The following is a 23800-nucleotide window of genomic DNA, read 5'->3' on the forward strand; positions in this document are numbered from 1 at the left end:
AGTTTAACTACGGCTAAAATTTACAATCCATTTTCTGGTGTCAATCTTTTTTGTACCTGTATGCCTCGAACCCGCCAGCAGATAGCGGAAGATCTAAAGCCCATGCGGGGTTAGTTGCGAGCAGGGTGCTCAGGTGTTCGTGGGAGTAATCGGCGGTGTTGGGGGCTTCGGTCAGCACTTCGTCATGCACCGTCAGTATGATGTCGTAACCGTTGTCCTCCACACCGGGCATATTCGCTGCCATCACATCACGGGCGGTAGCCTGGGTAACGTTTTCTGCCAGTTTGCCGCCGTAGGTTTGCAGGCGTTGCCATTTCCGGCTGTAAGTGTTGATGCCCATGTAGCTGATTTTGCCGCTGTCGTCGATACGTGCGCCGGGATAACAGACCGCCCGGCCAGAGGGAAGCTGGATACGAAGCCAGCTTCCGTCGCGGCGAAGTTTTAGTTTTCGGCAGGAAATTGTTATGCCGGGTGTAGCAATGGCGCGGCGGGTGGCCTGGTCGATCTCCTTCCAGAAGCTGAACGTTGCCGAGTGTGCTTCGCGCCAGAGCCGTTTAAAGGAGTCGCAAACAACATAAGCGCGTTTTGACAGCCCGTAGGTTCGCTTCTGTTTTACCGCCCATTCATATGCACGAACGGCTTCATCCAGTATGTGACGCGGAATGTTGTCGATAGCGGCAGAGGCCATTTCTTCGAGGTCGATGTTGTACGCCAGAGAGAATGTCAGAAATGCGCCAACGCCCCCTTCATAGCCCAGCGCCAGTTCCTGCACTTTGCCGACCTGACGCTGATCTTTGTCCACTTCATCCGGGTGGACGCCGAAAGATTTTGCATAGGCCAGTTTGTACAGGTCATGGCCAGCGCGGATTGCTTCACCTTTTTCATCGGTGCCGATGATGGTGTCATAATCTCGAAATGCCTGTAGCTTCCACTTCTCCCCGGCCAGCCACGCCAGTACGCGTCCCTCGATGTTGCTAAGGTCAGATACCACCAGTTTTTTACCCGCAGGGGCCATGATGCAGCCGCGCAAGGCTGAACTGGTCAACTGCATCACATCATCGTAAAGCAGATCGGCGCACCCGGCTTTCAGTGCTTCAATACCAAAATCAATGTCGTCCTGTTTTAGCGTAGGTCTGGGGAGGTTATCGGGCTGAAATATTCGCCCTGCCCAGCGACCCGTGCGGGAGGCACCGCAGAATTGTTTTGTCCCCCGCAAGCGTCCGTCGCTGCTGATACTTTTAAGCAACGCCTTATACTTACTGGTGCTGGTGGTGCAGGATTGCAGACGTACTGTTAGTAATTCTCGCAAAGCTGGTGGCGTTTCGGGATCGTCAATTCGCCGTTGTAACGTGCTGGCCTGCATATCGGGTAACTGGATATTAAATGCAGCGGAGATGTGGCGGAGCATGGCATCACGCTGTGTCGCTGCCTGAACATCGCCATCTGTCATAGTATGTGTCAGTCCCGCCAACCGTGATTGTTCTGCGTCGATAGCTACAATCGCTGCGTTAGCTAATTCAACATCCATGCAGATTCCGCGCCGGTTAATACGCTGGTCGAGATGCCAGAGTCGGGTTTCAAAGGCGTTGAGATTCCATCGTGGCATTTGCTTCCAGATTACCCGCATCGCTTCAATATCAGACTTGGCATATTCAACGAATCGTTGCCATTCGACGGGGTGGGTCTGGCTGGTGGCACGGTGAATCTTGCTGTTTTTCGGACGGGGTTTGCAAAATAGCTGAATTAGCTGTTTACCAGCTTTATCTTTTGCCTGATCTACCGGGACATTCAGTATTCCACACAATGTACCAAGCGAACCGGGGAGTCCATGCGCCAGCGCCTGTATCAGCGTATCGTGAACACGATCTAGCGGAATAGTGATCCCCATAGCGCGTTGAAGTATCACTGTGTCGAACATGCCGCCATTGTGCCAGACGGTCAGCACCTGTGGATCATCAAGTGCGGACTTTAGCTTTTCAGGCATGGGGGCTTTAGTTGTACAATCCCAAACCTGAACAGGCTGATTGCCGATAGCCCATGCGAACAACATTACTTCGGCACTCTCAGCATAGCGGTGGGTACCACAATTAATTGGCGTTGGGCTGTACGTTTCAAGGTCGCAAAAAAGAGGTTCTACACTCGTTCCCATTTGGCTACTTTCCTGTGATTGCATCGGCTGGCCTTTGCCGCCTGGGTGATTGAGGGGAATATCTCGCCAGTATCGGGGTTCTGAACGCGCACGGCCTGTTGGTTTAGTCCAGTAGCAACGGCATGGAGATGGTTCTCGCTGTAAGTGGCCCACTCCAGATTGGTGGCGCGATTATCAAGTTTGTTGCCGTTGATGTGATTTACTGTTGCGCCCTTACCGCTAATAAAAGCGCTGGCGACAAGAGTGTGTACCGTTTTGGCCTGGCGATGGCCGTTCAGATGCAGATGAACGAGTGCGTAGCCACTGTTTGTCACCTGCTGTGAAATAATGCGCGGTTTAGTTTGGCGGAATGCTTCTAAACCGTTTCGAAGTAAATATCTCTGCATAAATACCCGGCTTCGAACGTTACCCTGATCGCTGATTTCATATCGATCTTCATAGCCGGGAATAGATTTCCATATTTCAGACATGGTTAATCTCCGTATGGATTATTTCGGAGTTGGATGGTCGGTATATTTACGGGTGTCAGGGATAGTGCTTTTCGCGGACTGCGATAATTTCTTCTATGTACGGGTTATAAGGAAGGTTTTCGACAGTGAACTCACCTCTTTTTCGATGGCCGACTGAAAGAGCACGAGAGCCAATCTCATGCTTTTCCAGCCACGCATCCCCTATCACTTTCCCATCCTTAAATATTCGAGTTCTAACTGTTACCCATTCTGGCGCTTTTATAAAATGCCGTGGGCTACCCTTGGTATACTTCCATTCGGGCAACATTGTTAATTCCTCTCTTTGCAAAACACCCGGCATTTCGCCGGGTGGGGTGTTGTCGTTTAGGCTTGCGCGTCGTAGACGGTTGCTTCGGTCACACCGGCTTTAACACTCTCAACGACAGAGTTAAAGGCATCTTCGATCACGCGCTCCGGGTTGATGAGCTTGAAGGTAAAGGCCAGCTTACCTTCGCGCAGGCGGTAACGCAGACGAGCCTGCACCTCATATGATTCACCGTTATGGAAAGGTGCCAGGCCCAGCGTGATAACTTCCGGTACCTCAATGGTGCCTTTGTCGTTTTCATCGCTGTAGTTGAATTGAAACTCCCCGGTGGCGAGGCGGATAGCGGAACCAAATACTGCTTTGCGGATCACCTGGAATTTAGTCGCGATTTCCAGCAGTTCCGCACCGGTTGGGGTAACAATGTCGCCAGCGCGGTCTTCCAGAAATTCAGCGAAAGCCTCCTGCCCCATAGCGGTTTCATCATGTTCTTCCCAAATCTTCCAGGGTTTGGACTTCACGCACTGATAAACAGCGGAGTGGCTACACCAGTCTGGTGTGGCAGGATCGGCGTGGTAGTCTAGCTGGGCGGTTAACTTTGTCTGGTTGGCATCGGCCAGGATCACCGAGGCATCGGTTGCAAACTTTGCGCAGTACTGGATGAAACTATCAGCGGACAAGAGTTTTACGTTCTGGCGGATGCGGCGCGGCGCTGGAAGAAAGTGCTCAAGATCGGCCAGTTCGTAACCTTCTGGTAGGGCAACCGCTGGGTTACCGTGGATATCAAAAACCTGCTGGCTTTTTACAATGTCCTGAATAGTTTGAGCTTCGGTCATTTCTTTGTTCCTGTTTTGGATAAAAATAACCCGGCGCGTTGGCCGGGTGAGTGGTTTCCCCTGGTACTGGCTAAAAGGGTCAGATAACTTTACGCAGGCTGGTTTCCTGTTCTGGCAGGGTGCGCCGTTCCTGTTGTCCGGCATCAACCTGTTTCAGTTCGGTGCGTACTGTGCTGGGGTCGTCACGCAGCAGATCGCCATCCGCTGTCGAATACATAATGGTTTCGGCGCGTTCGCCCTCTGGTACTTTGCTGGCGACAACCGGGGAGATTTTCACTACGTCTTCGTTGGCTTTACTGAACATTGCCACTTTGAGTGTCAGTGTCAGGGAACCCGCTTTACCGGTTTCGCGTACCGCTTTCACTACCTCGGCCAGAACTTCGGTCAGTTCTTCATTCAGGGTGCCTTTGTTCAGGTAAACCAGTTGTTGGTTAAATGGGGTGGTATTCATCATGTGCTCACCTTTGAAGGTTGAACCCCGCTGGCGGCGGGGCTGGATGGGTTAGATCAGCGATTCGGCGTCAGCGCCTTCGCTCACATCGTCGAAATCGTCTTCGGTTGCCACGCCGCCGCCAGCGAATGCATCACCATCGCGACAGAACTGGACACCGCCGAGCGAAGCGTTAATACGTTTGCCAAAGTTGTTATCCATCGCCCAGATATCGATGGTGGCGTTAACATAGCAACCGGCATACGGCTTGCCATCGGCGGCGGTCAGCGCGGAACGATCGCGGTCGATAACCAGTGGCCGTGCTTTATTACTGGCAGAGACAAATTTATTACCGGGGTAGCCCTCGTATTCGGCTTTTTCATCGCCATCGTGCAGGCAGACTTTCAGGCCGGTGCGTAAGGATTTAAGAACGCTGTCGGCTTTCGGCCCCCATTTTTCTTTAGCTACCTGAGCGATAGCCGCTTCAATTTCTTTCACGCAGGGATGGTCTGGTGGGAAAATAAATGCGGCGCTAAAACGTGGCTCACCTTCACCGTTAACAGTTTTAGGTTCAAATAATGCCGGAAATGCCAGTCGCACGTTATTCAGTTTTACTTTCATAGATATTTACCTTTAATTCAAATGAGGGATTCAGCGGCTTCAACATCGTCAAAGTCGTTTGCAGGATTGATGTTTAAAGCTGGTTTGGGATCGGACTCTGGTGCTATTGTTGGTTTTCCATCAGGGCGGGTAATAATGGCTTCTACCTTCGCCCAGCGGCGCGGGTTGGCCTTTTTAATGAGTTTTTCAGCCTGCGCCGGGCTGATAACTTTGAAGGTATAAACTTCTTCCTTTTTATACCGGAACTGGTCTTTAAGCAGGGAAATTGCCTCTTCTTCACTACTCCACAAACGGTTACCTTGTTTACCCTGAACCAGTTTATAGCCGGAAACGGAGTGGCCATTTTGCAGCATGTTAAATGCCGCAGAGCGGACGCTTTTACACCAGCTTTCGATATGGTCAATCAGTGGTAGCGTTTCACCCAGCCATTTCCCATCCGATTCAGCCAGCTTCTGACGGGCGGTGGTCAATGCGTCTTCCAGAGGCGGCGGGTCGGATATTTCGCTGAAATCATTCATCAGCGCAGCCGACACATATTCCGCCTGCGCCTGGCATTTACCTCGCCGCTTGCACCAACGGCAGGTTTTCTCTCCGGGGTGGAATGCCGTTGCCGGAATAACATCGGGGCCGTTATCCCCTGCGTGGTCTGCCAGTTGCAGCACATCGGCAGCGATGGCTTTCACGTTCTGCCCGAACTCTTCCAGATTTTGTACGCTGCATTCGTACTCGCTGACGTGGTTGATGCGCGGCTGGTGGATAAACATTCGTACACGATTGATGTCGGCGATCAGACTGACCTGTTCCAGTGCTCCCAGCGCATAAATCATTAGCTGGGGGTTTTCGAACGCATCCACTTTCTCATAGCCATATTTGAGGTCGTGGATCTGCAATTCGTCGCCGATGATGATTACCGCATCAGAGGTACCAAACTGATCGGGTATACCGACTATGTGAGAGAAGTCACACTTCTGCTCCACCATGAGTATCGCGCTGGGTTGCTGCGCCAGCGTCCAGACCGCTTCAACATACTCACCCACCTTATCAACCATTTCCTGACTGACCTGCGGCCCCGGATTCGGTTTTGATGGATGCGCCAGCGGATAGGTTCCGAGATAGGTGCCAACGTCACAGCCTGCATATTCTGGTGGGTGTTTCTGTCGGTTACGAAGAACAATCTCCGCCAGAGTATGGGCTGCTGTGCCCTCTTCGGCATAACTCGTTGTTTCGTCAGTCTCAAACTGTTCTACGGCCAGTGCCGCCGTACAGTTGAGCCAGCGGTGTGCTGCTGAGGGGGATAATTTCGCATGTTGTTCCGGCATTGCTTACCCCTCCGCCAGCGCCTGTTCTGCCAGCATCACAACGTCTGCCAGATTTTCCTGGGGAACCTGACCCAGCTTCTGAGCGCCGAATTTGTTCAGGATTTCCACCGCTTCATTACGATAGCCGCCTGTTGTCAGCTTCATGACCAGAGTCCTGGCCTGTTCAAAAAGTGCTGCGGTGTCCTGCTCAGGCTCGGTAGTTTCCGGTTCTGGTGTTGCCTCCGGTTCAGCTTTCTGAGGTATCAGGCCAGCGCGTTTGTTGTACGGTGTTTTGATGTACAATTCGGCAAACGCCTGACGTTCGTCGATGGTTTCCATCGCACTCCAGTGCGCCAGCATGACGATACAGAGATCGAGTAGTACCGCACGTGTGGTGTTTTTCACCGCTTTGCAATCGATCAGCGCCAGGCTCAGTGCGTCAGTGAACTGATCGCGTTTGTTGCCATTCTCATACGCCCGTGCTTTATCTACCTGTTCAGTCGTGAGGTTCTTAGCTTTCGCGCCGAACAGATTGGCCAGCGCTGTGATAATGCGGATATCAAGTGATTCAATATCAGGTGCTTCTTTTTCGGGCTTCTCCTGCAATTGCAGGTATTCGACTTTGGTGATCTCAATACCAGCGTTGGCGTCGATTATCGCTTTCAGCGCGGTAGTATCATCCGCCACGCCGGTTTTTAGTCCGTCCAGGCTTTTCCACCAGAAAGGCCCCTTTCGTTCCTCTTTTTTGGCGCTGTCTGTTTTCGGTTGCGGCGGTGCGTCAGGCGCAAAGGTTTTGCCGCTCTGCATTGCGGCAATTAGCTGGCGCATTACCTCGGTATTTTCTTTAATGACTAATTCAAGGCTCATGGGGTACCTCAGATATAAAGGGTGATCGGGAAGTGGGCGTTGGGGTTTCGTTCCAGTTCATCGCGCTTACGCAACCAGCGCAGGCGGCGAACGGTGTTATTTACGGGGGCAGTGCCTAACGGGGCGTTTTTAACTTTTTCAGGCTGTTGCATCTGGTTGAATCCTCCTGACGTGCTGGAAACCGGATGGTGTCTGATTTATCTTCGTTCACACCATTAGTGGTAAGGGTTAAGAAATGGATACGAGTTCTTGGGAAAAATATGCTGTCTGCCCCATCTGTAAAAATAAATTCAGAATCGGAAGGCTTGTGCGTCATCTCAATCACCACAAGGGCATTACCAGAGAGCAAGAAGATTTAATTAGAAATGCCGCTATAGATTCCGCTAGCAAATCTATGATGGAAGAACGAAATTCCGCGATCAGCGCTAGCATTGGGATAAAAAACAACAGTGCTACCGATGTGATGACGCATAGAAAGCAGCACTATTACGCATCCCAACCTTTATCTGGTGGGGCGTTTGGGCAGGGCAAAAAGAAATAAAAGCACTTTATGAAGCGCCGCGATGGCGCTTGAAAAATGCTTTTAACTGACTCTACGTACCGTTATGCCCTCCGCTTTGATCGCTATGCTGGCGTATGTCTTGCCTCGCCTGTAGCACCTTCCTTGATGTCGCAGGGAGCGATCGCACTGCGCAATGTTTGTCCGGTATGCAGCGTCAGTTTCCAGATTGTTAAAGAGCGGTTCCGACGCATGGTTTAAAGTCGCGCCGTTCGACTTGCGGTCAAAAATACAAGTAAACCTGTAAGTGCGTCAACAGTTGTTTTGGTATTTATTTGCATGTTTAACCCAATTATTTGTTTTTACGGCAATAAAAAAGAGGGCAAAAGCCCTCTTGAGATGGATAGGTGTATTTTAAACTAGCGTTTTCTTCGGAATATGCGATGTTCCACCATAGTGCCAATGATAGTTACTGGTTTTTCCCATGATCGGCAGATGGGGTAATCGCTATTGAGAGGTACAAGCTCGAAGGCTTCTTCTCCTTTAGCTCCAATACCTACCGGGCGGTACTTTTTAAACGTGGCCTCATGGCTACCGTTGGATGCTGCTACGAACTCACCAGGGGACGGATAGACATCAGCGTCGATGATCACAATATCCCCTTCTCGAAATTCGGGTTCCATTGAGTCACCTCGAATACGTAGTGCGAACGAACGTTCTGACAACTCTGCGGTGGTAAGCACATATTCGAATTCACCTGCATCCAGTATTGGCTCGGCATTGGTGAAAGCCCCTGCCTGCACATAGCTTAGAATCGGCACTCTGCGTGCTCCATAGTTGTAGCCCGTGACAACATCACCGCCAAGTAATAGCCACTTGGGATCACATTCAAGGGCCGCTGCCAAAGCAAGAAGATTGCGGGGTTTGAGCGTTTTCCCATTCTCTATAGCTTCAATCGATTGCTGGCTTATCCCAGCCCGTTTGGCGACTTCGACTTGAGTTAAGTTTAGTTCTGTTCTGCGCTTTTTGGTTCGATTGGCAAGATTCATGGTTGACTCCTTTTCTGGTGTTGATGATTACAGATACATCTGTATTTGACAAACCAGATTGCCTGTGGGTTAATTACAAGTAAACCTGTAATAACCTAAAGGCTTACCCTATGACTCGTTCTACACTTGCTTCCCGTATTAAGGAGCGCCGCAAGACATTAGGCATTACCCAGACATCATTAGCTGAAAGTGTCGGGATGCGTCAGCAATCTATTCAGTACCTTGAATCTGGAAGGGCTACCCGCACTAGTTTTATTCTTGAGTTGGCAAAAGTTCTTCAATGTGAGCCTGATTGGCTATTGAAAGGTGAAAACCCAGAGCAACAAAAGGCTTAACCCATGCCTATACACTACTCAGTGGGGCAGGGAGCTACAGACAGCCGACCGGCCCCCGCGCTGGCGAAAGACTTTGCCGACTATCGGACGAAAGTTGAACGCTTGCGGAAAAATATTGGCGTCACTCACGATGATTCAAAGGACATCTTGTCCCGTAAAAAAAAGCGCCTGTCTTACCTTTGGGGGGCGATGCGCGACACGTCGAACGGGCGTAGCGCCGTTAATGCGGGTGACCGCGATGTAATATGGCTGGATATGGATGGTTGTTCAGAAGCCGACTGGCCCGCGTTACGCGATTCCGCGTCGGTATATCTTGGATTTGCCTATTCCACCGCCAGCCATGAGCACCCAACTGTAAACGGAGAACAACGCTGGCGTCTGTGCTTCGCGCTCTCCCGCACCGTAGCAACAATCGATTATAAACGCCTGTGTGAAGCGATTGAGCGGGAGTTGATGGACTGCTACAGCCTGATTGGCGATGGCCCGGTTAAATGGGACAGATCGGTATATAACCTTGATCACATGGTGTATGCCCCCCATGAAAGCGCCGTTTTTATTGATTTTTCAGGCAAGGTAATTGACGTTGATATGCTGCTGGCAAGGGCTGGCGATGTGCCATCTCCGTCTGTATCTGATCACGCTAGTGATGATTTGTCGCGTCTCGTCGATCTGAATCACGTAACCCAGCAGACCTTTGACGATTTGCGTTCTGCGATGTGGCATCCCACTGTGCTGGCTGACGCACAACCTGAATGTGGCAGGCATAACGCCTGGGCGTCAATGGGGTGTCGCCTCGCATGGTTTATGGATACCGAATTTGAAGGACAGGCCAGAGATCTGTGGCTGGAATGGTCTGCTGCTGGTGGTGGGAGCGCTGCGGATATTGCGGAGGCTGAACGCCGCTGGGATGAAGGTAAGTTGACGGCAGATCGCACTGGTTTCCAGGCTATCTTTACCCGTGCGCAGCAAGCCGGATGGAAAAATCCTGCGGCTGAACGTATGCGCCAGTCCTCTGTCGCCAGCGTTGAGGATTTTGACGAACTCCCGCCAGAAGAACCCGAACAACCCCGATCATTTCCTCACTCAGGTGGATACGGTAAGCCGGGAAAGTTTATCGTTGAAGGGCTGGTACCCGTTGGCGTTGCCATGTTTTACGGCCCTTCTTCCTCTTTTAAATCGTATTGCATCATATCGATTCTTTGTCGGGTAGCGATGAAAACGCATCGCTGGGCCGGGCGAAATATCAAAGGCGGTGCGGTTTTGTATGTTGCTGCTGAAGGTGGCAGTTCAGTTATGCCGCGTGTTGGTGCCTGGGCGGATAAATATAACGGCGGTAAACCGGTTGAACTTTTCTACACGTTGCCGCTGGCGGTTGATCTCTCTGTTCCGGCAAGGGTCAGTGCCATCATCAAAGAAATCAGGCGGATTGAGCAAGTTACTGGTGAGCTTGTAAGAATTGTTGCTGTTGATACTTTGTCACAGTCAATGATGCAGGGCGACGAAAATAGCGCCAGCGACGTGGCAAAGTTTATGGCGGGTGCGACGCGGATCGTTAATGAGACTGGCGCAGCGGTGATCCCAGTACATCATAGCGGTAAGGACAGCAGCAAAGGAATGCGTGGCTCTTCTGCTGCTTTTGCTAACGCCGATGCGGTTATTCGCGTTGAGCGCATTGACGACGCGGTGAACCTTATAAATGAGAAGCAGCGTACCGGCCCGGCGCAGCCCGTCCGGGGCTATCTGGTTCCAACCGTCCAGTTGCCTGATGAAGTTATCGCCGGGTATGAGATGTACGATGATGAGTACACCAGTACCGAGGGGGATGTGTATGACCCCGTAAGGCTGACAACCGAACGCGTTTTCGAAGATGTTCCTCTGGCTGAGATTGAACCGCTGATGGCTAAAACCGATGCAGATATCAAAGGCAGCAGCGATGAATCGTGGGTGTGGGAAAAACTTGAAGCCTCTGGCGGTACTATTAACCGTTCGGTACTTCGCGAGATGTGGAAAGATGAGACAGATAAGAGCGCGGGCCAGTTCCGTACTGTTTTAGGACGCATGAAAGAGAAGGATTACATTGTAGAGCATGATGGCGTTATTAAAGATTCTCTTGGCGAGAGCGTGCCAGCTGGAGGGGATAAACTTGTTTAATCTTACCAATTCGCAAAAAACTACGAATTTGCATAAAAGTACGAATGCAAATCTTATGCAAAATATGCGCATAAATAATCAGTGCAACCAAGATTTTGGCATACAGGCGCAACACAAAGCGCAACAGCGCAACAAAAATTGTTGCTCCACTGATTTCAAAGGATTTTTTAAGAGCAACAAGCGCAACATGACGGCAAGCGTAGCGGCGCAACACAATACCCCTCTCCCCCCTTTAGGGGGGAGGGGGTTGTTGCGCCCGAGCCGTTGCGTTTTTCATTCACCGAATATTCATATGCAATGCCTGAAATTTATTTAACCCACACAGGAGTTACAAAATGGAAACTGTAAAAATTAGCGAAATGGAAAAGTTGGAAGTAGCACAAGGCTACGGGAGATCAGCAGCAGCAATTCGTTCAATAGTGACAGAACCATCCGGTAAATATTGGGAGGTATCGACTGTAGATACCGGTGATGCGTCAAAATGCCTTTGTTTTCGGAAAGTGGTTGCGTGGGCCACAGTGCTGGAAAGCAACTATCAGACCTTTGTCACGGATACACGTCCTTTGGTTTTTGAGGAAGAAGGCGGCGGCTTAGAACTTACTAATGGACGGGTAGTGGAACTTGCTGAAATCCCAGAGAATGCGGAGATACAAATTCCCGATATGCTGGTGGGTTGCCCCGTAAACGTTGCACCAAGCCAGTTTTATATAACCTGGACACCTGACAGCGAATAACACCAGATTTGTTGAGAAATGTTGAGGTCAAAAGCTATGCGCAGAAATATGCAAGAAGTTTTAGAACGCTGGGGCCGGTGGGCTGCGAGTGAAGAATACTGCTCTCTGGTGGACTGGCCTGCGATGTCGGTAACACCCGGACGCAAACCAGAAGTTGGTAAGCCTGGCTGCTCTGACGAGGACGGACTGGCAATTGATACCTGCGTCGCGCATATGAGCACGGTACGCGACCGGGAGGATATTTTGATAATGGGCCAAAAATTCATAGGCGGTCATTCTACGAGTTTTATTGCCCAGTCGATGTCGTTAGACAGGAATGCGGTCAGAAGGTCGCTACGGGCCTCTGAGGAGTTTTTAGCGGGGTGTTTTGTAGCGATGTCGATCCGGCTTGATATGGATCTGGAAGTTGCTCTACCGGAAAAGCTTGCTGGTCACCAAAAACCTGTGCTAATCTTCTAGCATCTAGAATTACAATTTAATTTTACGACCTCAATTTCAAAGCCTCGCTTCTTCGGATGCGGGGCTTTCGTGTTTCTGGGCTACTGAAAACATAAAACTGTCAAAAATGAGCCGTTCACATGCTGATTTGGTTGAACGCTAATAGTGGCGTTTTGTTATAAAAATGTTGCTGCCGTTTTTAGTCAAATAACGCCAGGAAAACATGTACTTTTGCGGCGTTAGGGTGACATTTTAAACGAGTGCATTTTTGCCGGTGCGGTTAAGAACCATTATGTTAAATAGCCCCCGTTTTGCTGATTTTTTCCGCCTGAATGCGACTTACCGCTTGCTGTGCTCTCTGGTCAGAGTTATTTGTGTGCCAACGCAATTAATTCAGGAATAAGACATGTTAAATCAGCAGGATATGACAGAAACCGCCGCCGCCGTGTATCACTTTCTGCCATCTGATAAATGGGTTACCGTCCGCGCTATGGTGGGTATTGCCTGAGTTTAACCGGCCAGCTTTCTTCGCAGCGGCAGCGGAAATTGCCGCATCTGGCGATACCCCACTGAATCCTGCTGTATTACCCGATGGGCTTAGTGAGGCTGATTACATGGCGATTTCCCTCGCGATGCTGCAACGCGCAGATGCGATTTATCTGCTTGATGGCTGGCGTTCTAGTGCTGGCGCACGCGCTGAATACGCTCTGGCTGAAAAGCTGGGGATCGAAGTGCTGTTTCAGGAGCTAATGCCGGAACAATGTTTAAAGCGGGGGTAGTGTTTCCCGCAATTATTTCAGGGCTGCGCTGAAGCGTGGCCTTTTTCATGTCTAGCGCCCGGCGTTCTGCCCTGCGGCGAACAAAGGAGAAAGAACAATGCCGGAACCGCTAACCACAGGTACCAGTGCGGCAACCTATATGATCGGCGGTATCACTATCGCAAGTTTATTCGCTGGTGGAGATACGGGGGTGATCATCGGAGCCTTTTCTGGTGCAGTCATTTATGTCTTGTCGGCGTCTGATTTGTCTATCTGGCAACGCCTGCTGTCGTTTCTTGCCTCGTTCCTTATCGGGGGGCAGACGGCGGGGTTTGTGACAGATGTTATCAACTATGTGACACCAGAAGTTATTCATGCGGAGCGCCCTCTGGGGGCTGTAGTTGCTTCGGCTATTGCTGTACGCGTGTTCATGTATATCAGCAAGCAGTCAGAGAATCCGGGGCAGTGGTTTAAAAAACTGCGAGGGGGTGGCGGTGATGGTCAATGAAATTTTCCTCATTGTTAATGCACTGGCTTGCGCTGTGATTGCGTTGAGGTTGATGACCTTTCGCAGGGCTGGGGGGACACACCGTCCCCTTGCTGCCTGGTGTGCCTATTTCCTTATTATTGCCTCCGCATCGGTACCTGTCCGTATTTTGACAGGTGAGTACGGTTGTGCGGACTGGTCAGAGACTTTTATCAATCTGGCATTTTGTGCCGCTGTTCTTGCTGCTCGCGGAAACGTTATGCGTTTTGCTAAACCATTAAGGTGATCCCATGCCTGATTATAAATTTAGTAAACGTAGTGAAAATAATCTGGTGGGAGTAAACGCCGATCTGGTGAAAATAGTACGGCTTGCGCTGACATTAACCACTGTTGATTTTGGTATTACGGAGGGCTTGCGCAGCCGAGAGCGTCAGAAACAATTATTAGCGCAAGGGAAAAGCCAGACTATGAATAGCCGTCATATTACGGGCCATGCGGTTGACGTAGTGGCATATCTCGGTAGTCAGGTTAGTTGGGAGTGGAAATACTACGAACAGATCGCTTCCGCATTTAAAGCAGCAGCAGCGGAACTTAATATTCCTGTTGAGTGGGGCGGAGACTGGAAAACGCTTAAAGACGGCCCCCATTTCCAATTACCACACCGGGATTATCCCGCATGAATATTTCATTCAGTTGGCGAACGATGGCTGTCGGAATACTGGTCGTTGGGATCGTCGTTGCGGGCCGGTTAGCGTTCCACTACCGCGAAAACTACCACCACGCCCTCGACAAGCAGCGCGAGTTTGCTCAACTGGCTGAAACCAGACAAAAAGCCATCATTGATATGCAGGCCAGACAGCGCGTTGTGGCGGATATTGATGCTAAATACACAAGAGAGCTAACAGATGCTAAGGCTACTATCAATCAGCTTGAGCGTAGCGTTAACGCTGGTACTCAGCGGCTGCGTGTCAACGCCAGTTGCAAATCCGTGTCCAGTCACACCACCACCAGCGGCCTGGATGATGGAACCCGCGCCGGACTTACAGACACCGCTCAACGGGATTATTTCACCCTCAGAAAGCGAATCGAAACAGCACGAAGTCAAATAGCAGGGTTGCAGGATTATATTCGTAATGTATGTCTTGCACCGAAAGAGTAGAGGAAATTTATTTTATGGCAAAAAGACTCAACGCTAAGAAAGAGCTTTTTTGCCGGGAATTTATTGTTGACCTAAAAGCTGGCCCGGCAGCGATCCGGGCGGGATATAGCAAAAAAACAGCCTATAGCGCGGGGCCTCGCCTGTTACTTGAACCTGAAGTTGTTCAGCGTATCAACCAACTGAAACAGGAACGTATAGAGCAATTAGGCGTTGATGCCAACTACGTTTTGCTACGTCTGGTTGAAATTGATCAGATGGATACACTGGATATTCTCAATGAAGATATGACCATTAAGCCGGTAAGTGACTGGCCTTTGGTCTGGCGTCGATATTTAAGCGGTTTCGACCTGGCTGAAATGTTTGAGGGCAGGGGGGATGAGCGTGAAATGGTTGGTATCCTCAAAAAAATAAAGTGGCCTGATAAGGTGAAAAACCTTGAGTTGCTTGGTAAGCATGTGAGTGTGCAGGCATTTCGTGATCAGATTAGCAACGAACTGACAGGTGCAAACGGTGGGCCTATTCAGCATACCCATACCGCATCGGAGTTAACAGATGAACAACTTGCAGCAATCATCGGTAATCAGTAAAGAAGATGCTGCCAAAGAACTGTTAAAGCGCCGTCATGCTCGCAGAGGTCTGCATGAATTTATTCAGTACATTAACCCAGAATATATTACCAGCCCGTTTTCTAAAACAGTTTGTGAAGCAGTGGATCAATTTCTGCTGGAGATGATGGAAGGTAAGCGTCCCGTTTTGATACTGGGTGCGCCGCCGCAACATGGAAAGTCTGATATTGTTTCTCGCTATCTTCCGGCGTACTTCTTTGGTAAATATCCTGATAAGCGTATCGGTGCTTTATCATATTCATCGGATTTAGCCGGGGATATGAATGCCGATGTGCAACGTATCATGGCATCAGATGAATATCGGTTATTATTTCCTGAAAGCTGGTCTGGTAATAAAGCCAAAGACGGTGTAGCAGTTAAACGTAATTCTGATGGATTTGGGATAGCTAACTACAAGGGTAGCTATGTTTGTGCGGGTGTCGGTGGGCCTTTAACGGGTAAAAAAGTCGACCTTGGTATTATTGATGATCCAATAAAGAACTCTAAGGAAGCACTTAGCCCTACCACTAAAAAATCTATCTGGAACTGGTATGTTTCGACTTTTAAAACCCGTTTGTCGAAAAATAGCGGTGAAATCATTATGGCAACCCGCTGGGCTACCGATGATTTATCCGGCCAGGTAATAGAGAAAACGCAGAAAGCTAAGGTGTTAGCCTTTCCCGCTATTAATGCGCAGGGCGAAGCGCTGGTTCCTGAATTACACCCGCTCGATAAGCTGTTAGAGACGAAAGCTATTTTGGGCGACTATTTCTGGTCGGCAATGTACCAGCAATCGCCCAAACCGGGTGACGGACAGATATTCCAGGAAGGTTGGGTCAGATATTACTTACCTAAAGATCTGCCAGCCAAATTCGATACCGTTATCCACAGTTGGGATATGACCTTTAAAGACAGCGAAGGAACGGACTATGTTGTCGGCCAGGTATGGGGCAAAAAAGACGCCAACGCCTACCTGTTGTATCAGACACGCGCCCGCATGAGCTTCACACAGACGTTAAAAGCGGTTAAACGTCAGTCTGATATGTTCCCGGAAGGTCGTCGAAAATACGTTGAGGACAAAGCTAACGGGCCTGCTGTTATCGATTCGTTGAAGTCCACGGTATCCGGCCTGATCCCTGTCGAGCCGGATGGTAGCAAAGTCGCCCGTGCTCATGCGGTAACGGCTGAGTGGGAATCAGGCAACGTACTCCTGCCACACCCGAGTACGGCCCCCTGGATAACTGAAACCGTCGAGGAAATTACCACATTCCCGTTTGGTGCTCACGACGATACGGTTGATGCCATGACCCAGGCGCTACGCAAGCTATACACCAAAAAAGGCAGTTTCTTTACAACGAAGAGGTAACTATGTGGCCGTTTAAGAGGCGTAAAAATCAGGTCGCGCCGGTTAAACGGTCGGCGTTCACCACTCAGCTTTACCCCGCACTGGCGCGTTCGGAGGGATTTAACGGTCTGGACTTACCGCAACCTGTTATTAGCGGTGTGGCGATGGACTCCATCGATGGTTCCGTGCCTGCATTTAAAGGTGGGAATGTTTACGGTGTTCCCGAAGCACAGGCTATGTGGTACGCCAGCCAGGGCTTTATCGGCAACAATATGTGCGCGGTGATAGCCAAACACTGGCTGGTGGATAAGGCGTGTAATATGCCCGCGCGTGATGCTATCCGGCAGGGCTATGACCTGGACTGCGACGATAAAGATGTCGCTAAATTGCTCATAAAACGCAGCAAAAAATACCGCATCAATCAGGCGATGAAAGAGTTGATCCATTTTGGTCGCGTATATGGTGGTCGTCTGGCGCTGTTTGTCGTTGAGACTTCAAACCCCAAAGAGTGGTATGAAAACCCCTTTAACATCGATGGTGTGGTCAGAGGAAGTTACAAGGGTATCAAGCAGATCGACCCGCAGTGGGTGACGCCTGAACTGACGGAGGCCAATCTGCAAGATCCGGCAGGGCTGGATTTTTACGAACCCACGTATTACGTGATCGCCGGTCGCCGGTACCATAAATCGCATTTTGTTAAATTCGTGCCCTTCCCGGTACCGAATGTTCTCAAGCCGACCTACAACTATTTTGGCGTATCCGTGCCTGAGCGCATCTACGAGCGCGTTTATGCCTCAGAACGTACAGCTAACGAAGCCCCTGAACTGGCGATGACCAAGCGTCTGTTGACGATGGGTATCAGCGATCTGGAAAGCGCAGATAAAGCGACCGTCAGCGAGAATATGTCCTATTTCATTGAAATGCGTGACAACTACGGCGTTCACGTTACCGGAAGTCAGGATACCGTGCAGCAGTTTGATACCTCACTGGCCGATCTCGATGCCACCATTATGACGCAATATCAACTGGTCGCGGCGGGTGCGAATGTTCCGGCCACAAAACTTCTTGGCACTACACCGAAAGGCTTTAACGCCACGGGGGAGTACGAGGAAGCCAGCTATCGCGAGGAACTGGAGAGTATTCAGTCGAACGACCTTGAAGAACTGTTACAGCGCCATTTCGATATGTTGTTGCGTAGCGCGGGCCTGCCCGTTGTTGAGGTCAGTATCAACTGGAAACCGCTGGATAGCCCGACCGCAGCAGAATATGCCGATATTGAACTGAAACAGGCACAAACAGCCTCTGCATATGCTACAGCCGGAGCCATTGACGGCTACGACATTCGTAAAAAGCTGGCGGCGGATAAAGAGTCGAGTTACTACGGGCTGGACATGACCGATGAAGAAGAAAATCAGATTCCGGGAGAATCGGGCGCGATGGGCGGCATCCCGTCAGGCGGTAATGAAGGGGAAACCGCTGGCCTATCCAGCCGCCCCGGCAACACGCTACAGCCAGGCTATGTCGCAACTGGTGCGCCAGATGATAGCTGACTATCAGGCAACCTTTACCCAACTGAATGACGACTTTGCGCCGGTTGGTATGGATGCCAGCGTTGCCAGCCAGACCCGTATCTGGCTGAACCGCCTGAAACGTAAATGGGACGGTATTTTCAACAAAAAAGCGGCAGAAATAGCGGATAAGTTTGTTTCCCAGACCGATCTGGCCGCGCAACGCAACCTGGACGATTCACTAAAAACGCTATCCGGGGGGCTGACAATAAAGACGCCAGATATGCCGGGTGAGATGAAAGAGCGTTTAACCGCTGCCACCGCAGAGAACGTCGCGCTGATTAAAACCATTCCTGAACAGATTCATCGCAGGATTGAAGGCGCTGCGCTGCGATCCGTCAGCCACCCAGGCGAGGGAGCCAAAACCCTTCTCGACGAAATCAGGCAAACCGGCACGGTGACAGAAAAACGGGCGCAGTTTATCGCTGTGGATCAGAGCCGGAAAATCACCACGGTATCTAACTATGAGCGGATGAAATCAGCCGGTATCCGTAAAGCAGTCTGGCATCACTCAGCCGGTAGCGCTGAACCCAGAGAACTGCATCTCAGGTTAGACGGCCAGACGTTCGATCTGGATAACCCTCCTGTTATTGATGAAAAAACCGGTCAGCGTGGCCTACCCGGTACGTTGCCTAATTGCAAATGCTTCTGGACGCCGGTTGTGGATTTTGGTGACACCTCATGAACGAAACTAAACGAACGTATGACCTCAATGGCTGGCTGGAAGTAAAAGACAACCCCATCTCAAAAGTTGGGGTTTTTGATTATCTGGGGGCTGAAATTAATGCTCCTGACCCCAGCCGTATCTATCGTGTCTATCGACCGGAGGAGGAGCTACGTAGCATCGATACGATTAACTCTTTCCGGCTGATGCCCTTCATTGATGAGCACGAAATGCTGGGTAAAGACGCCACCCCTGCTGAGAAAAAAGGGATACAGGGCGTCATTGGTGAAAATATCTGGTTCGATTACCCCTACTTACGGGGAAACATCAAAATTCTATCTAACTCCGCCCTGAGCAATATCAGCAGCGGAAAAATAGATTTATCTCCCGGCTATCGATGCCGCTATGACTTCACCCCTGGCAATTTCAACGGCCAGCCCTATGACGCTGTTCAGCGGCATATCAGAGCAAACCACCTTGCGCTGGTGGACGAGGGGCGAACTGGCCCCGATGTCTCCGTGCAGGATCACGTTATAACCATAGATACCAAGGAACTCATTCGCATGAATCCAGATGATGACAAAAACAAGCCCACAACTGATGACGGTGGTTTTACCCCCGAACAGGTTGAGCAAATCAAACAGATTGTTGTGGCAGCGCTGGCGGCGGGTAAGCCAACTACGGACGATCCCGATCCGACTGCACCCGCAGACCCTGCTGACCCCGTTGATCCGGCAGCAGCAACCGAAGGGGCAGCAGCGGCAGAAGAAGGCGCGGAGGCGGCGGTAGAAGCGGCTGAGGCAGCATCGGAGGCAGCAGAAACCGGGGAGCCTGGCGCTATCGAAAATGCTGAAACGGCTATCGAGTCGGCAGAATCGGCTATCGAGGAGGCGAAAGAGCATCTCGACCAGGCTACCACTGACAGTCTCAGTCGTCGGCTTAAACGCCTGCGCAGAAGTATTGGCACGGTTGATACCATCGCCGCGCTGAAACGCAAGGTGGCAAAACTGGAGAAAAGCAAACCGACAATGGATACCGGTGCGTTGCTGAAACAAATCGGTGCCCGCGATGAACTGGCGCGTAAGTTAACGCCATTCGTTGGTGTGTTCGATCATGCGCCCATGACTGCGCAACAGGTCGCAGAATATGGCGTTGAAAAGCTGGGTATCCAGTGTGGTAAAGGCACTGAGGCTATCGCGCTTGATGCGTGGATGCAGGGACGAGTACCGGATTCCCAAAAGCCGTCTGTTGCGATGGATAAGGCCGTCAGCAACCAGTCAATTTTAGATAAATGGGGCGATAAATAATGGCAATCCCGAAATCTGTAGCAAACGGCATGATCTCCGGCGTAGTCGGTGAAGTCAGCCACTTTGGCCCACTTCGCGCCACCAGTGCCGTTCTGGACTCAGCCGACGAAAAAAAGAATCTGTTTGGTCTGGCCTATACCTACAAAGATGCCAGTGTTGAATCTGTGCAGCCGGGCGGTAATGGGGCGTTTGCGGGGATCATGATTAACCCGAAAGCGTATCGTATTGAGACCGAATATGCCCGCAACGGGACACAGGGTGAGTTTCTCACTATGGGGGAGGTTTACGTCGAAGTTAGCGAATCTGCTGGCGCAATTAACATGCCGGTGGTGTTTAACGCTGACGGTGAACTGACCGCTAAAGCCACACTGGACGCCGGAGATAAAGTGATTGGCTTTGTGTCACGCCACGTTGGTTCTGCTGAACCCCCCCATCTCTGCCTTGTTCGCCTGACCGAGATCCCGTACCCAACCCCTGCACCAACTGGAGATGCCTGATATGGCCCTGAGCAAAGAAAAATTTTATATGTCGGGCCGCGAGATCCGCAGACGCGGGCCGCTGAATATTAAGCCCGATCAGAAGTGGACATACAACGAGCTGGGGCAACTTGGCTTTGGTGGTCTGGCGGCGATGGACTCCGCGTTAACCGGCCCTGCGGTAAGCGGTGGTCTTATTCATCGTGAAATGCTGCAACATGTTTTACCAGGTCTTATCCGCACGGCGACCCGTGTTCGTGTTCTGGATGAAATTACCGGGGTAATGAACGCGGGTGAGTGGCACGATGAAGAGATCATACTGAACGTGGCAACGCCCGTTGGTAAACCAGAACTGTACGGTGACTACACCAATATCCCGCTGGCTTCCTATGCGCAGGATCAGGAACGTCGCGGCATTGTGCGTTTTGAGCAAGGTTTCCAGGTCGGTAAGCTGGAGGAGGCTCGACAGTCGGCGGCGGGTTTCGAGGCTGCAGCAGAAAAACGCGTTGCTGCTACTGAGTCACTGGAGCAGGGGCGTGAACGAGTCGGCTATCAGGGTTTTAACAGCCCGACTACCCGTGTTTTTGGGTTGTTAAACGATCCGAACCTCCCGGCTTATGAAACTGCAACCAAGCCCTGGCTGACGGCCACGTTCGACGAGATTACGAAGGACATTACCGATATGTTCTCACGTCTCGAAACGAACTCTGGTGGCATCATCCGCGACGATATGCCTATCACGCTGACGCTTCCGCTGGGGTTCCGTTCAGCGTTAGGTAAAGCGAACCCGGTCGCCAAAGGTGAAACCGTCAAAGAGTGGATCAACAACAACTATCCCAATATGCGGCAGGTCTTTTCACCCGAATTCAAAGGTGCGAATGGCGGGGCAAATATTGCCTATATGTTTGCCGATAGCGTGGATGATGGTTCTACCGCAACCAGTGCAACAATTTTGCAGGTTGTGCCGGTGAAATACCAGTTGCTGGGGTCTGAGAATCAGATCAAGGGCTATCTGGAAGATGCCACTAATGCCACTGCTGGTGTCATTGTCACCCGTCCCTGGGCGATCACCCGCCTGACCGGCCTCTGATAACAGCCCTCAATTTGAGGGCTTAATCTTTAAGGATTCCCCATGTCTATCTACGTTTATTCCACGCTTTCCAGTGATCAAAATTACGCACTGGAAGCGGGTGGAACGGTATTTATTGCCGGAAAAGCCAATATCATGACCAGGCAAATGTACACCCCGCGTGGTCGTGTTACCGATATTACCGACGAGCAGTACGTCCTGCTTAGAAAGAACCATGTTTTTCAGCTACATGAAAAAAATGGGTTTATCGCGGTTGAAGAAATAAAAGCCGATCCCGAAAAAGTGGCGACGAATATGGAAGCCAGCGACCTGTCAGCGCCAGATACGCCTGAATCTCTTGAAGCCGAAAATAAAGAGGTTCCGAAAAACAACAAAAAAGGTAAATGATTATGGATGCTGGCACCTTTCCCCTCGAAGCGTTTCGTGTTCTTTACCCGCAGTTTAACGATGTGCCTGCTGATGACCTTTTTATTATTGCAAAATCAGCAACCTGTTATTTCTCAGAATGTCAGGGGATCTGCACCAGTGAACTGTGGATGCTGGTGGTTGCACATATGTTGATGCTGCGTCAGATGGCGGCTAAAGGAGAATCCCCTTCAGGGGCGGTGACCAGCGCCACGATCGATAAAGTGAGCGTATCATTTGCTGCCCCGCCGACGAGTTCAAACTGGTCACACTGGTACAACCTGACGCCATTCGGCCAGCAATATCTGGCGTTGATTAAACGCTGTAGTGTACCGCGCTATATCGGTGGCATGGGAGAACGTGCGGCCTTTCGTAGCGTGGGTGGCCGGTTTCCGATGCGCGGGAGGCTGAAACGATGAGTAATTTTGCCGGGCTGAAAGCGGTCTACGATGAACTGAACAAAAAGCAGTTGAAGATCGGATTTTTTGAGCACAGTAAATACCCTGACGGTACGCCGATTGCTTATGTCGCGGCCATTCAGGAACTTGGGTATCCGGCTGGCGGCATCCCGCCCCGGCCTTTCCTGCGTCCGGCAATGACAGAGAATGCCGCTGGTTACAAAAATCTCATCTCGCAAGCCGTTAATGCTTCTGTTGCAGGCAGTATTGCGCTTAACGATGGGTTGAATCAGATTGGAGCCAAAGCTGCGGGGGATGTAAAGAATGCCATCCGTACCCTGACAACGCCTCCGCTGGATACATCCACCATCCGGGGCAGAGCCAGAAGACACAGCAAAGGTAAAGCCTCAACAAAACCGCTGGTAGATACCGGACAGATGTTGCAGACGGTCACTTATACAGTGGAGGACAAATAATGTTTGGCAATCTCTACAATGTGGCCGCACGGGTGATCCCACAGCAGACGGCTTTCTGGTATCGGTTTAAGTCGCGCACTACAGACGACCTTGGCAAATGGGTAGCGCAGTACCATTCGCCCGAACCGGTCACGGGTAGCTGGCAGGCGGTGGATACGCAGGATGTACAGGAAATGGGGCTGGTGACCGGCAAAGTTTATCGGCGGCTCTACACTTCGCACGATATTCACGCCATCCAGCGGGGGGATGCACCGGATTATCTGGTGTTCAACGGCAAGCGCTATGACGTCACTGGTGATGCAGACTGGTACGCGCAGGACGGCTGGAAGTCTGTTCTTTGCATTGAGGCTGGAAGCTATGACGGATAACGAGGTTTACATTGCCATCCGGCACCAGTGGCTGGCGCAAATGAATAATGCAGGGCTTTCGATACCTGTTGTTGCCGGCTTCCAGCCAACGAAGCAGGGTAGGGAGGATAGCTTTGTTATGTTCTTTCCCATCAACGAGGCAGGCCACGGATGGCAGGCGCGAAACTATCAGGTTGCTGGCACTGATGCGAATCACAAAGAAACTCAGTTGGTAGAAAAAACGTTGCAGGTTCAGGGGCTGGTTTCCGATGCCAGTGAACTTACAGCAACCGACCTGACTGCCACGGTTCGAATGATAGTGAACTCACTACCTTTTATTGATGCGCTAAAAAAACAGGGTGTGGGGGTACAACGTGCTTCTGGTATTCGAACGCCTTATTTTATCAATGACCAGGGGGATTATGAACAGAACCCCTCGTTTGATTTTAACGTCACATTCCACCGCGAAATGTTCCCAAACACCACAGCAGTAAAAGCGCTTTATCCTGATATTCACCGCATTTAATTAAGGTTTAA

At 50.8% G+C, this 23800-nt stretch carries 33 protein-coding genes; 22 read left to right on the top strand and 11 right to left on the bottom strand.

Annotated features, from left to right (window positions below):
- Window positions 1–40: 40 nt before the first annotated feature.
- From H2P46_RS15260 to H2P46_RS15300, 9 genes are all read right to left on the bottom strand, one after another.
- Window positions 41–2149 carry a DNA polymerase family A protein gene (locus H2P46_RS15260; protein WP_193405804.1) on the bottom strand — a complete coding sequence of 703 codons (2109 nt, stop codon included), beginning with the start codon at window positions 2147–2149 and terminating at the stop codon, window positions 41–43.
- On the bottom strand, window positions 2134–2619 hold the full coding sequence (locus tag H2P46_RS15265; RefSeq protein WP_193403518.1) for an NUMOD4 domain-containing protein: 486 nt from the start codon (window positions 2617–2619) through the stop codon (window positions 2134–2136). Before H2P46_RS15265 ends, H2P46_RS15260 begins: the two co-directional genes overlap by 16 nt.
- A 55-nt stretch (window positions 2620–2674) precedes the next feature.
- Window positions 2675–2926 (bottom strand): hypothetical protein, encoded by a 252-nt coding sequence (locus tag H2P46_RS15270; RefSeq protein ID WP_193403517.1) that lies wholly within the window; start codon window positions 2924–2926, stop codon window positions 2675–2677.
- A 56-nt stretch (window positions 2927–2982) separates the two neighbouring features.
- Complete coding sequence (locus H2P46_RS15275; RefSeq protein ID WP_193403516.1) at window positions 2983–3756, bottom strand: YfdQ family protein; 774 nt, start codon at window positions 3754–3756, stop codon at window positions 2983–2985.
- A gap of 79 nt (window positions 3757–3835) precedes the next feature.
- Window positions 3836–4210, bottom strand: a complete 375-nt coding sequence (locus H2P46_RS15280) for a hypothetical protein (protein ID WP_099705601.1) — start codon at window positions 4208–4210, stop codon at window positions 3836–3838.
- 48 nt (window positions 4211–4258) lie between these two features.
- Window positions 4259–4807 (bottom strand): DUF2815 family protein, encoded by a 549-nt coding sequence (locus tag H2P46_RS15285; RefSeq protein WP_193403515.1) that lies wholly within the window; start codon window positions 4805–4807, stop codon window positions 4259–4261.
- A 17-nt stretch (window positions 4808–4824) separates the two neighbouring features.
- Window positions 4825–6126, bottom strand: a complete 1302-nt coding sequence (locus H2P46_RS15290) for a DUF2800 domain-containing protein (RefSeq protein WP_193403514.1) — start codon at window positions 6124–6126, stop codon at window positions 4825–4827.
- A gap of 3 nt (window positions 6127–6129) precedes the next feature.
- Window positions 6130–6972 (bottom strand): hypothetical protein, encoded by an 843-nt coding sequence (locus tag H2P46_RS15295; RefSeq protein WP_193403513.1) that lies wholly within the window; start codon window positions 6970–6972, stop codon window positions 6130–6132.
- Between the two features lie 8 nt (window positions 6973–6980).
- Window positions 6981–7124, bottom strand: coding sequence for a hypothetical protein (locus H2P46_RS15300; protein ID WP_193403512.1), 144 nt, complete (start codon window positions 7122–7124; stop codon window positions 6981–6983).
- Window positions 7125–7207: 83 nt separating this feature from the next.
- On the opposite strand from H2P46_RS15300, the gene H2P46_RS15305 reads away from it, so the two are divergent.
- Window positions 7208–7513, top strand: a complete 306-nt coding sequence (locus H2P46_RS15305) for a hypothetical protein (RefSeq protein WP_193403511.1) — start codon at window positions 7208–7210, stop codon at window positions 7511–7513.
- 377 nt (window positions 7514–7890) lie between these two features.
- Here H2P46_RS15305 and H2P46_RS15310 read toward each other — a convergent pair whose 3' ends face one another.
- The gene (locus H2P46_RS15310; protein WP_193405805.1) at window positions 7891–8520 is read right to left on the bottom strand and encodes a LexA family protein; all 630 of its coding nucleotides are present in this window, start codon (window positions 8518–8520) and stop codon (window positions 7891–7893) included.
- 110 nt (window positions 8521–8630) lie between these two features.
- Here H2P46_RS15310 and H2P46_RS15315 point away from each other — a divergent pair, with 110 nt between their 5' ends.
- Together H2P46_RS15315 and H2P46_RS15320 are read left to right on the top strand one after the other, a co-directional pair.
- The gene (locus H2P46_RS15315) at window positions 8631–8855 is read left to right on the top strand and encodes a helix-turn-helix domain-containing protein (RefSeq protein ID WP_193405806.1); all 225 of its coding nucleotides are present in this window, start codon (window positions 8631–8633) and stop codon (window positions 8853–8855) included.
- 3 nt (window positions 8856–8858) lie between these two features.
- Window positions 8859–11006: an AAA family ATPase gene (locus H2P46_RS15320; protein ID WP_193405807.1), complete on the top strand. Its 2148-nt coding sequence runs from the start codon at window positions 8859–8861 to the stop codon at window positions 11004–11006.
- On the opposite strand, the gene H2P46_RS15325 is transcribed toward H2P46_RS15320, so the two are convergent.
- The gene (locus H2P46_RS15325; protein WP_193403507.1) at window positions 10954–11220 is read right to left on the bottom strand and encodes a hypothetical protein; all 267 of its coding nucleotides are present in this window, start codon (window positions 11218–11220) and stop codon (window positions 10954–10956) included. The genes H2P46_RS15320 and H2P46_RS15325 overlap by 53 nt on opposite strands.
- A 121-nt stretch (window positions 11221–11341) precedes the next feature.
- On the opposite strand from H2P46_RS15325, the gene H2P46_RS15330 reads away from it, so the two are divergent.
- From H2P46_RS15330 to H2P46_RS15420, 19 genes are all read left to right on the top strand, one after another.
- Complete coding sequence (locus tag H2P46_RS15330) at window positions 11342–11740, top strand: hypothetical protein (protein WP_193403506.1); 399 nt, start codon at window positions 11342–11344, stop codon at window positions 11738–11740.
- A gap of 36 nt (window positions 11741–11776) precedes the next feature.
- The gene (locus H2P46_RS15335) at window positions 11777–12199 is read left to right on the top strand and encodes an antiterminator Q family protein (RefSeq protein ID WP_193405808.1); all 423 of its coding nucleotides are present in this window, start codon (window positions 11777–11779) and stop codon (window positions 12197–12199) included.
- Between the two features lie 479 nt (window positions 12200–12678).
- Entirely contained in the window at window positions 12679–12957 is a 279-nt protein-coding gene (locus H2P46_RS15340; protein ID WP_202987307.1) for a DUF4406 domain-containing protein, read from the top strand.
- A gap of 97 nt (window positions 12958–13054) precedes the next feature.
- Window positions 13055–13444, top strand: a complete 390-nt coding sequence (locus H2P46_RS15345) for a putative holin (RefSeq protein ID WP_160620754.1) — start codon at window positions 13055–13057, stop codon at window positions 13442–13444.
- Window positions 13434–13709 (top strand): phage holin family protein, encoded by a 276-nt coding sequence (locus H2P46_RS15350; RefSeq protein WP_193403931.1) that lies wholly within the window; start codon window positions 13434–13436, stop codon window positions 13707–13709. The genes H2P46_RS15345 and H2P46_RS15350 overlap by 11 nt, the downstream gene beginning before the upstream one ends.
- A gap of 4 nt (window positions 13710–13713) precedes the next feature.
- A complete protein-coding gene (locus H2P46_RS15355; protein ID WP_193403504.1) occupies window positions 13714–14103 on the top strand; it encodes a M15 family metallopeptidase in 390 nt (129 codons plus the stop codon).
- Window positions 14100–14582, top strand: a complete 483-nt coding sequence (locus H2P46_RS15360) for a lysis protein (RefSeq protein ID WP_238938912.1) — start codon at window positions 14100–14102, stop codon at window positions 14580–14582. Before H2P46_RS15355 ends, H2P46_RS15360 begins: the two co-directional genes overlap by 4 nt.
- 14 nt (window positions 14583–14596) lie before the next feature.
- On the top strand, window positions 14597–15169 hold the full coding sequence (locus H2P46_RS15365; protein WP_193403929.1) for a terminase small subunit: 573 nt from the start codon (window positions 14597–14599) through the stop codon (window positions 15167–15169).
- A complete protein-coding gene (gene terL, locus H2P46_RS15370) occupies window positions 15135–16553 on the top strand; it encodes a phage terminase large subunit (RefSeq protein WP_193403503.1) in 1419 nt (472 codons plus the stop codon). Before H2P46_RS15365 ends, terL begins: the two co-directional genes overlap by 35 nt.
- Before the next feature lie 2 nt (window positions 16554–16555).
- Window positions 16556–18082, top strand: coding sequence for a phage portal protein (locus H2P46_RS15375; RefSeq protein WP_193403502.1), 1527 nt, complete (start codon window positions 16556–16558; stop codon window positions 18080–18082).
- Window positions 18072–18785 carry a phage minor head protein gene (locus H2P46_RS15380; protein WP_193403928.1) on the top strand — a complete coding sequence of 238 codons (714 nt, stop codon included), beginning with the start codon at window positions 18072–18074 and terminating at the stop codon, window positions 18783–18785. Before H2P46_RS15375 ends, H2P46_RS15380 begins: the two co-directional genes overlap by 11 nt.
- Window positions 18782–20071: a DUF2213 domain-containing protein gene (locus tag H2P46_RS15385; RefSeq protein WP_193405809.1), complete on the top strand. Its 1290-nt coding sequence runs from the start codon at window positions 18782–18784 to the stop codon at window positions 20069–20071. Before H2P46_RS15380 ends, H2P46_RS15385 begins: the two co-directional genes overlap by 4 nt.
- Window positions 20071–20568: a structural cement protein Gp24 gene (locus tag H2P46_RS15390; RefSeq protein WP_193405810.1), complete on the top strand. Its 498-nt coding sequence runs from the start codon at window positions 20071–20073 to the stop codon at window positions 20566–20568. Before H2P46_RS15385 ends, H2P46_RS15390 begins: the two co-directional genes overlap by 1 nt.
- A gap of 1 nt (window position 20569) precedes the next feature.
- On the top strand, window positions 20570–21637 hold the full coding sequence (locus H2P46_RS15395) for a major capsid family protein (protein WP_193405811.1): 1068 nt from the start codon (window positions 20570–20572) through the stop codon (window positions 21635–21637).
- A gap of 42 nt (window positions 21638–21679) precedes the next feature.
- Window positions 21680–22024 (top strand): hypothetical protein, encoded by a 345-nt coding sequence (locus tag H2P46_RS15400; RefSeq protein ID WP_193405812.1) that lies wholly within the window; start codon window positions 21680–21682, stop codon window positions 22022–22024.
- Window positions 22021–22461, top strand: a complete 441-nt coding sequence (locus tag H2P46_RS15405) for a DUF4054 domain-containing protein (protein ID WP_193405813.1) — start codon at window positions 22021–22023, stop codon at window positions 22459–22461. Before H2P46_RS15400 ends, H2P46_RS15405 begins: the two co-directional genes overlap by 4 nt.
- Window positions 22458–22916, top strand: a complete 459-nt coding sequence (locus H2P46_RS15410; RefSeq protein ID WP_193405814.1) for a hypothetical protein — start codon at window positions 22458–22460, stop codon at window positions 22914–22916. Before H2P46_RS15405 ends, H2P46_RS15410 begins: the two co-directional genes overlap by 4 nt.
- Complete coding sequence (locus H2P46_RS15415) at window positions 22916–23284, top strand: phage collar protein (protein ID WP_193403495.1); 369 nt, start codon at window positions 22916–22918, stop codon at window positions 23282–23284. The genes H2P46_RS15410 and H2P46_RS15415 overlap by 1 nt, the downstream gene beginning before the upstream one ends.
- A complete protein-coding gene (locus tag H2P46_RS15420; RefSeq protein ID WP_193405815.1) occupies window positions 23274–23789 on the top strand; it encodes a phage gateway protein in 516 nt (171 codons plus the stop codon). Before H2P46_RS15415 ends, H2P46_RS15420 begins: the two co-directional genes overlap by 11 nt.
- The last annotated feature ends 11 nt before the right edge of the window (window positions 23790–23800 follow it).

This window comes from Mixta mediterraneensis (assembly GCF_014946725.1).
Classification (GTDB): Bacteria; Pseudomonadota; Gammaproteobacteria; order Enterobacterales; family Enterobacteriaceae; genus Pantoea; species Pantoea mediterraneensis.

Excerpts from the sequence above, each read along its gene's own strand:
- H2P46_RS15260 (WP_193405804.1), bottom strand. The coding sequence starts at position 2,149 with ATGGGAACGAGTGTAGAACCTCTTTTTTGCGACCTTGAAACGTACAGC.
- H2P46_RS15265 (WP_193403518.1), bottom strand. The coding sequence starts at position 2,619 with ATGTCTGAAATATGGAAATCTATTCCCGGCTATGAAGATCGATATGAA.
- H2P46_RS15270 (WP_193403517.1), bottom strand. The coding sequence starts at position 2,926 with ATGTTGCCCGAATGGAAGTATACCAAGGGTAGCCCACGGCATTTTATA.
- H2P46_RS15275 (WP_193403516.1), bottom strand. The coding sequence starts at position 3,756 with ATGACCGAAGCTCAAACTATTCAGGACATTGTAAAAAGCCAGCAGGTT.
- H2P46_RS15280 (WP_099705601.1), bottom strand. The coding sequence starts at position 4,210 with ATGATGAATACCACCCCATTTAACCAACAACTGGTTTACCTGAACAAA.
- H2P46_RS15285 (WP_193403515.1), bottom strand. The coding sequence starts at position 4,807 with ATGAAAGTAAAACTGAATAACGTGCGACTGGCATTTCCGGCATTATTT.
- H2P46_RS15290 (WP_193403514.1), bottom strand. The coding sequence starts at position 6,126 with ATGCCGGAACAACATGCGAAATTATCCCCCTCAGCAGCACACCGCTGG.
- H2P46_RS15295 (WP_193403513.1), bottom strand. The coding sequence starts at position 6,972 with ATGAGCCTTGAATTAGTCATTAAAGAAAATACCGAGGTAATGCGCCAG.
- H2P46_RS15300 (WP_193403512.1), bottom strand. The coding sequence starts at position 7,124 with ATGCAACAGCCTGAAAAAGTTAAAAACGCCCCGTTAGGCACTGCCCCC.
- H2P46_RS15305 (WP_193403511.1), top strand. The coding sequence starts at position 7,208 with ATGGATACGAGTTCTTGGGAAAAATATGCTGTCTGCCCCATCTGTAAA.
- H2P46_RS15310 (WP_193405805.1), bottom strand. The coding sequence starts at position 8,520 with ATGAATCTTGCCAATCGAACCAAAAAGCGCAGAACAGAACTAAACTTA.
- H2P46_RS15315 (WP_193405806.1), top strand. The coding sequence starts at position 8,631 with ATGACTCGTTCTACACTTGCTTCCCGTATTAAGGAGCGCCGCAAGACA.
- H2P46_RS15320 (WP_193405807.1), top strand. The coding sequence starts at position 8,859 with ATGCCTATACACTACTCAGTGGGGCAGGGAGCTACAGACAGCCGACCG.
- H2P46_RS15330 (WP_193403506.1), top strand. The coding sequence starts at position 11,342 with ATGGAAACTGTAAAAATTAGCGAAATGGAAAAGTTGGAAGTAGCACAA.
- H2P46_RS15335 (WP_193405808.1), top strand. The coding sequence starts at position 11,777 with ATGCGCAGAAATATGCAAGAAGTTTTAGAACGCTGGGGCCGGTGGGCT.
- H2P46_RS15345 (WP_160620754.1), top strand. The coding sequence starts at position 13,055 with ATGCCGGAACCGCTAACCACAGGTACCAGTGCGGCAACCTATATGATC.
- H2P46_RS15350 (WP_193403931.1), top strand. The coding sequence starts at position 13,434 with ATGGTCAATGAAATTTTCCTCATTGTTAATGCACTGGCTTGCGCTGTG.
- H2P46_RS15355 (WP_193403504.1), top strand. The coding sequence starts at position 13,714 with ATGCCTGATTATAAATTTAGTAAACGTAGTGAAAATAATCTGGTGGGA.
- H2P46_RS15360 (WP_238938912.1), top strand. The coding sequence starts at position 14,100 with ATGAATATTTCATTCAGTTGGCGAACGATGGCTGTCGGAATACTGGTC.
- H2P46_RS15365 (WP_193403929.1), top strand. The coding sequence starts at position 14,597 with ATGGCAAAAAGACTCAACGCTAAGAAAGAGCTTTTTTGCCGGGAATTT.
- terL (WP_193403503.1), top strand. The coding sequence starts at position 15,135 with ATGAACAACTTGCAGCAATCATCGGTAATCAGTAAAGAAGATGCTGCC.
- H2P46_RS15375 (WP_193403502.1), top strand. The coding sequence starts at position 16,556 with ATGTGGCCGTTTAAGAGGCGTAAAAATCAGGTCGCGCCGGTTAAACGG.
- H2P46_RS15380 (WP_193403928.1), top strand. The coding sequence starts at position 18,072 with ATGATAGCTGACTATCAGGCAACCTTTACCCAACTGAATGACGACTTT.
- H2P46_RS15385 (WP_193405809.1), top strand. The coding sequence starts at position 18,782 with ATGAACGAAACTAAACGAACGTATGACCTCAATGGCTGGCTGGAAGTA.
- H2P46_RS15390 (WP_193405810.1), top strand. The coding sequence starts at position 20,071 with ATGGCAATCCCGAAATCTGTAGCAAACGGCATGATCTCCGGCGTAGTC.
- H2P46_RS15395 (WP_193405811.1), top strand. The coding sequence starts at position 20,570 with ATGGCCCTGAGCAAAGAAAAATTTTATATGTCGGGCCGCGAGATCCGC.
- H2P46_RS15400 (WP_193405812.1), top strand. The coding sequence starts at position 21,680 with ATGTCTATCTACGTTTATTCCACGCTTTCCAGTGATCAAAATTACGCA.
- H2P46_RS15405 (WP_193405813.1), top strand. The coding sequence starts at position 22,021 with ATGATTATGGATGCTGGCACCTTTCCCCTCGAAGCGTTTCGTGTTCTT.
- H2P46_RS15410 (WP_193405814.1), top strand. The coding sequence starts at position 22,458 with ATGAGTAATTTTGCCGGGCTGAAAGCGGTCTACGATGAACTGAACAAA.
- H2P46_RS15415 (WP_193403495.1), top strand. The coding sequence starts at position 22,916 with ATGTTTGGCAATCTCTACAATGTGGCCGCACGGGTGATCCCACAGCAG.
- H2P46_RS15420 (WP_193405815.1), top strand. The coding sequence starts at position 23,274 with ATGACGGATAACGAGGTTTACATTGCCATCCGGCACCAGTGGCTGGCG.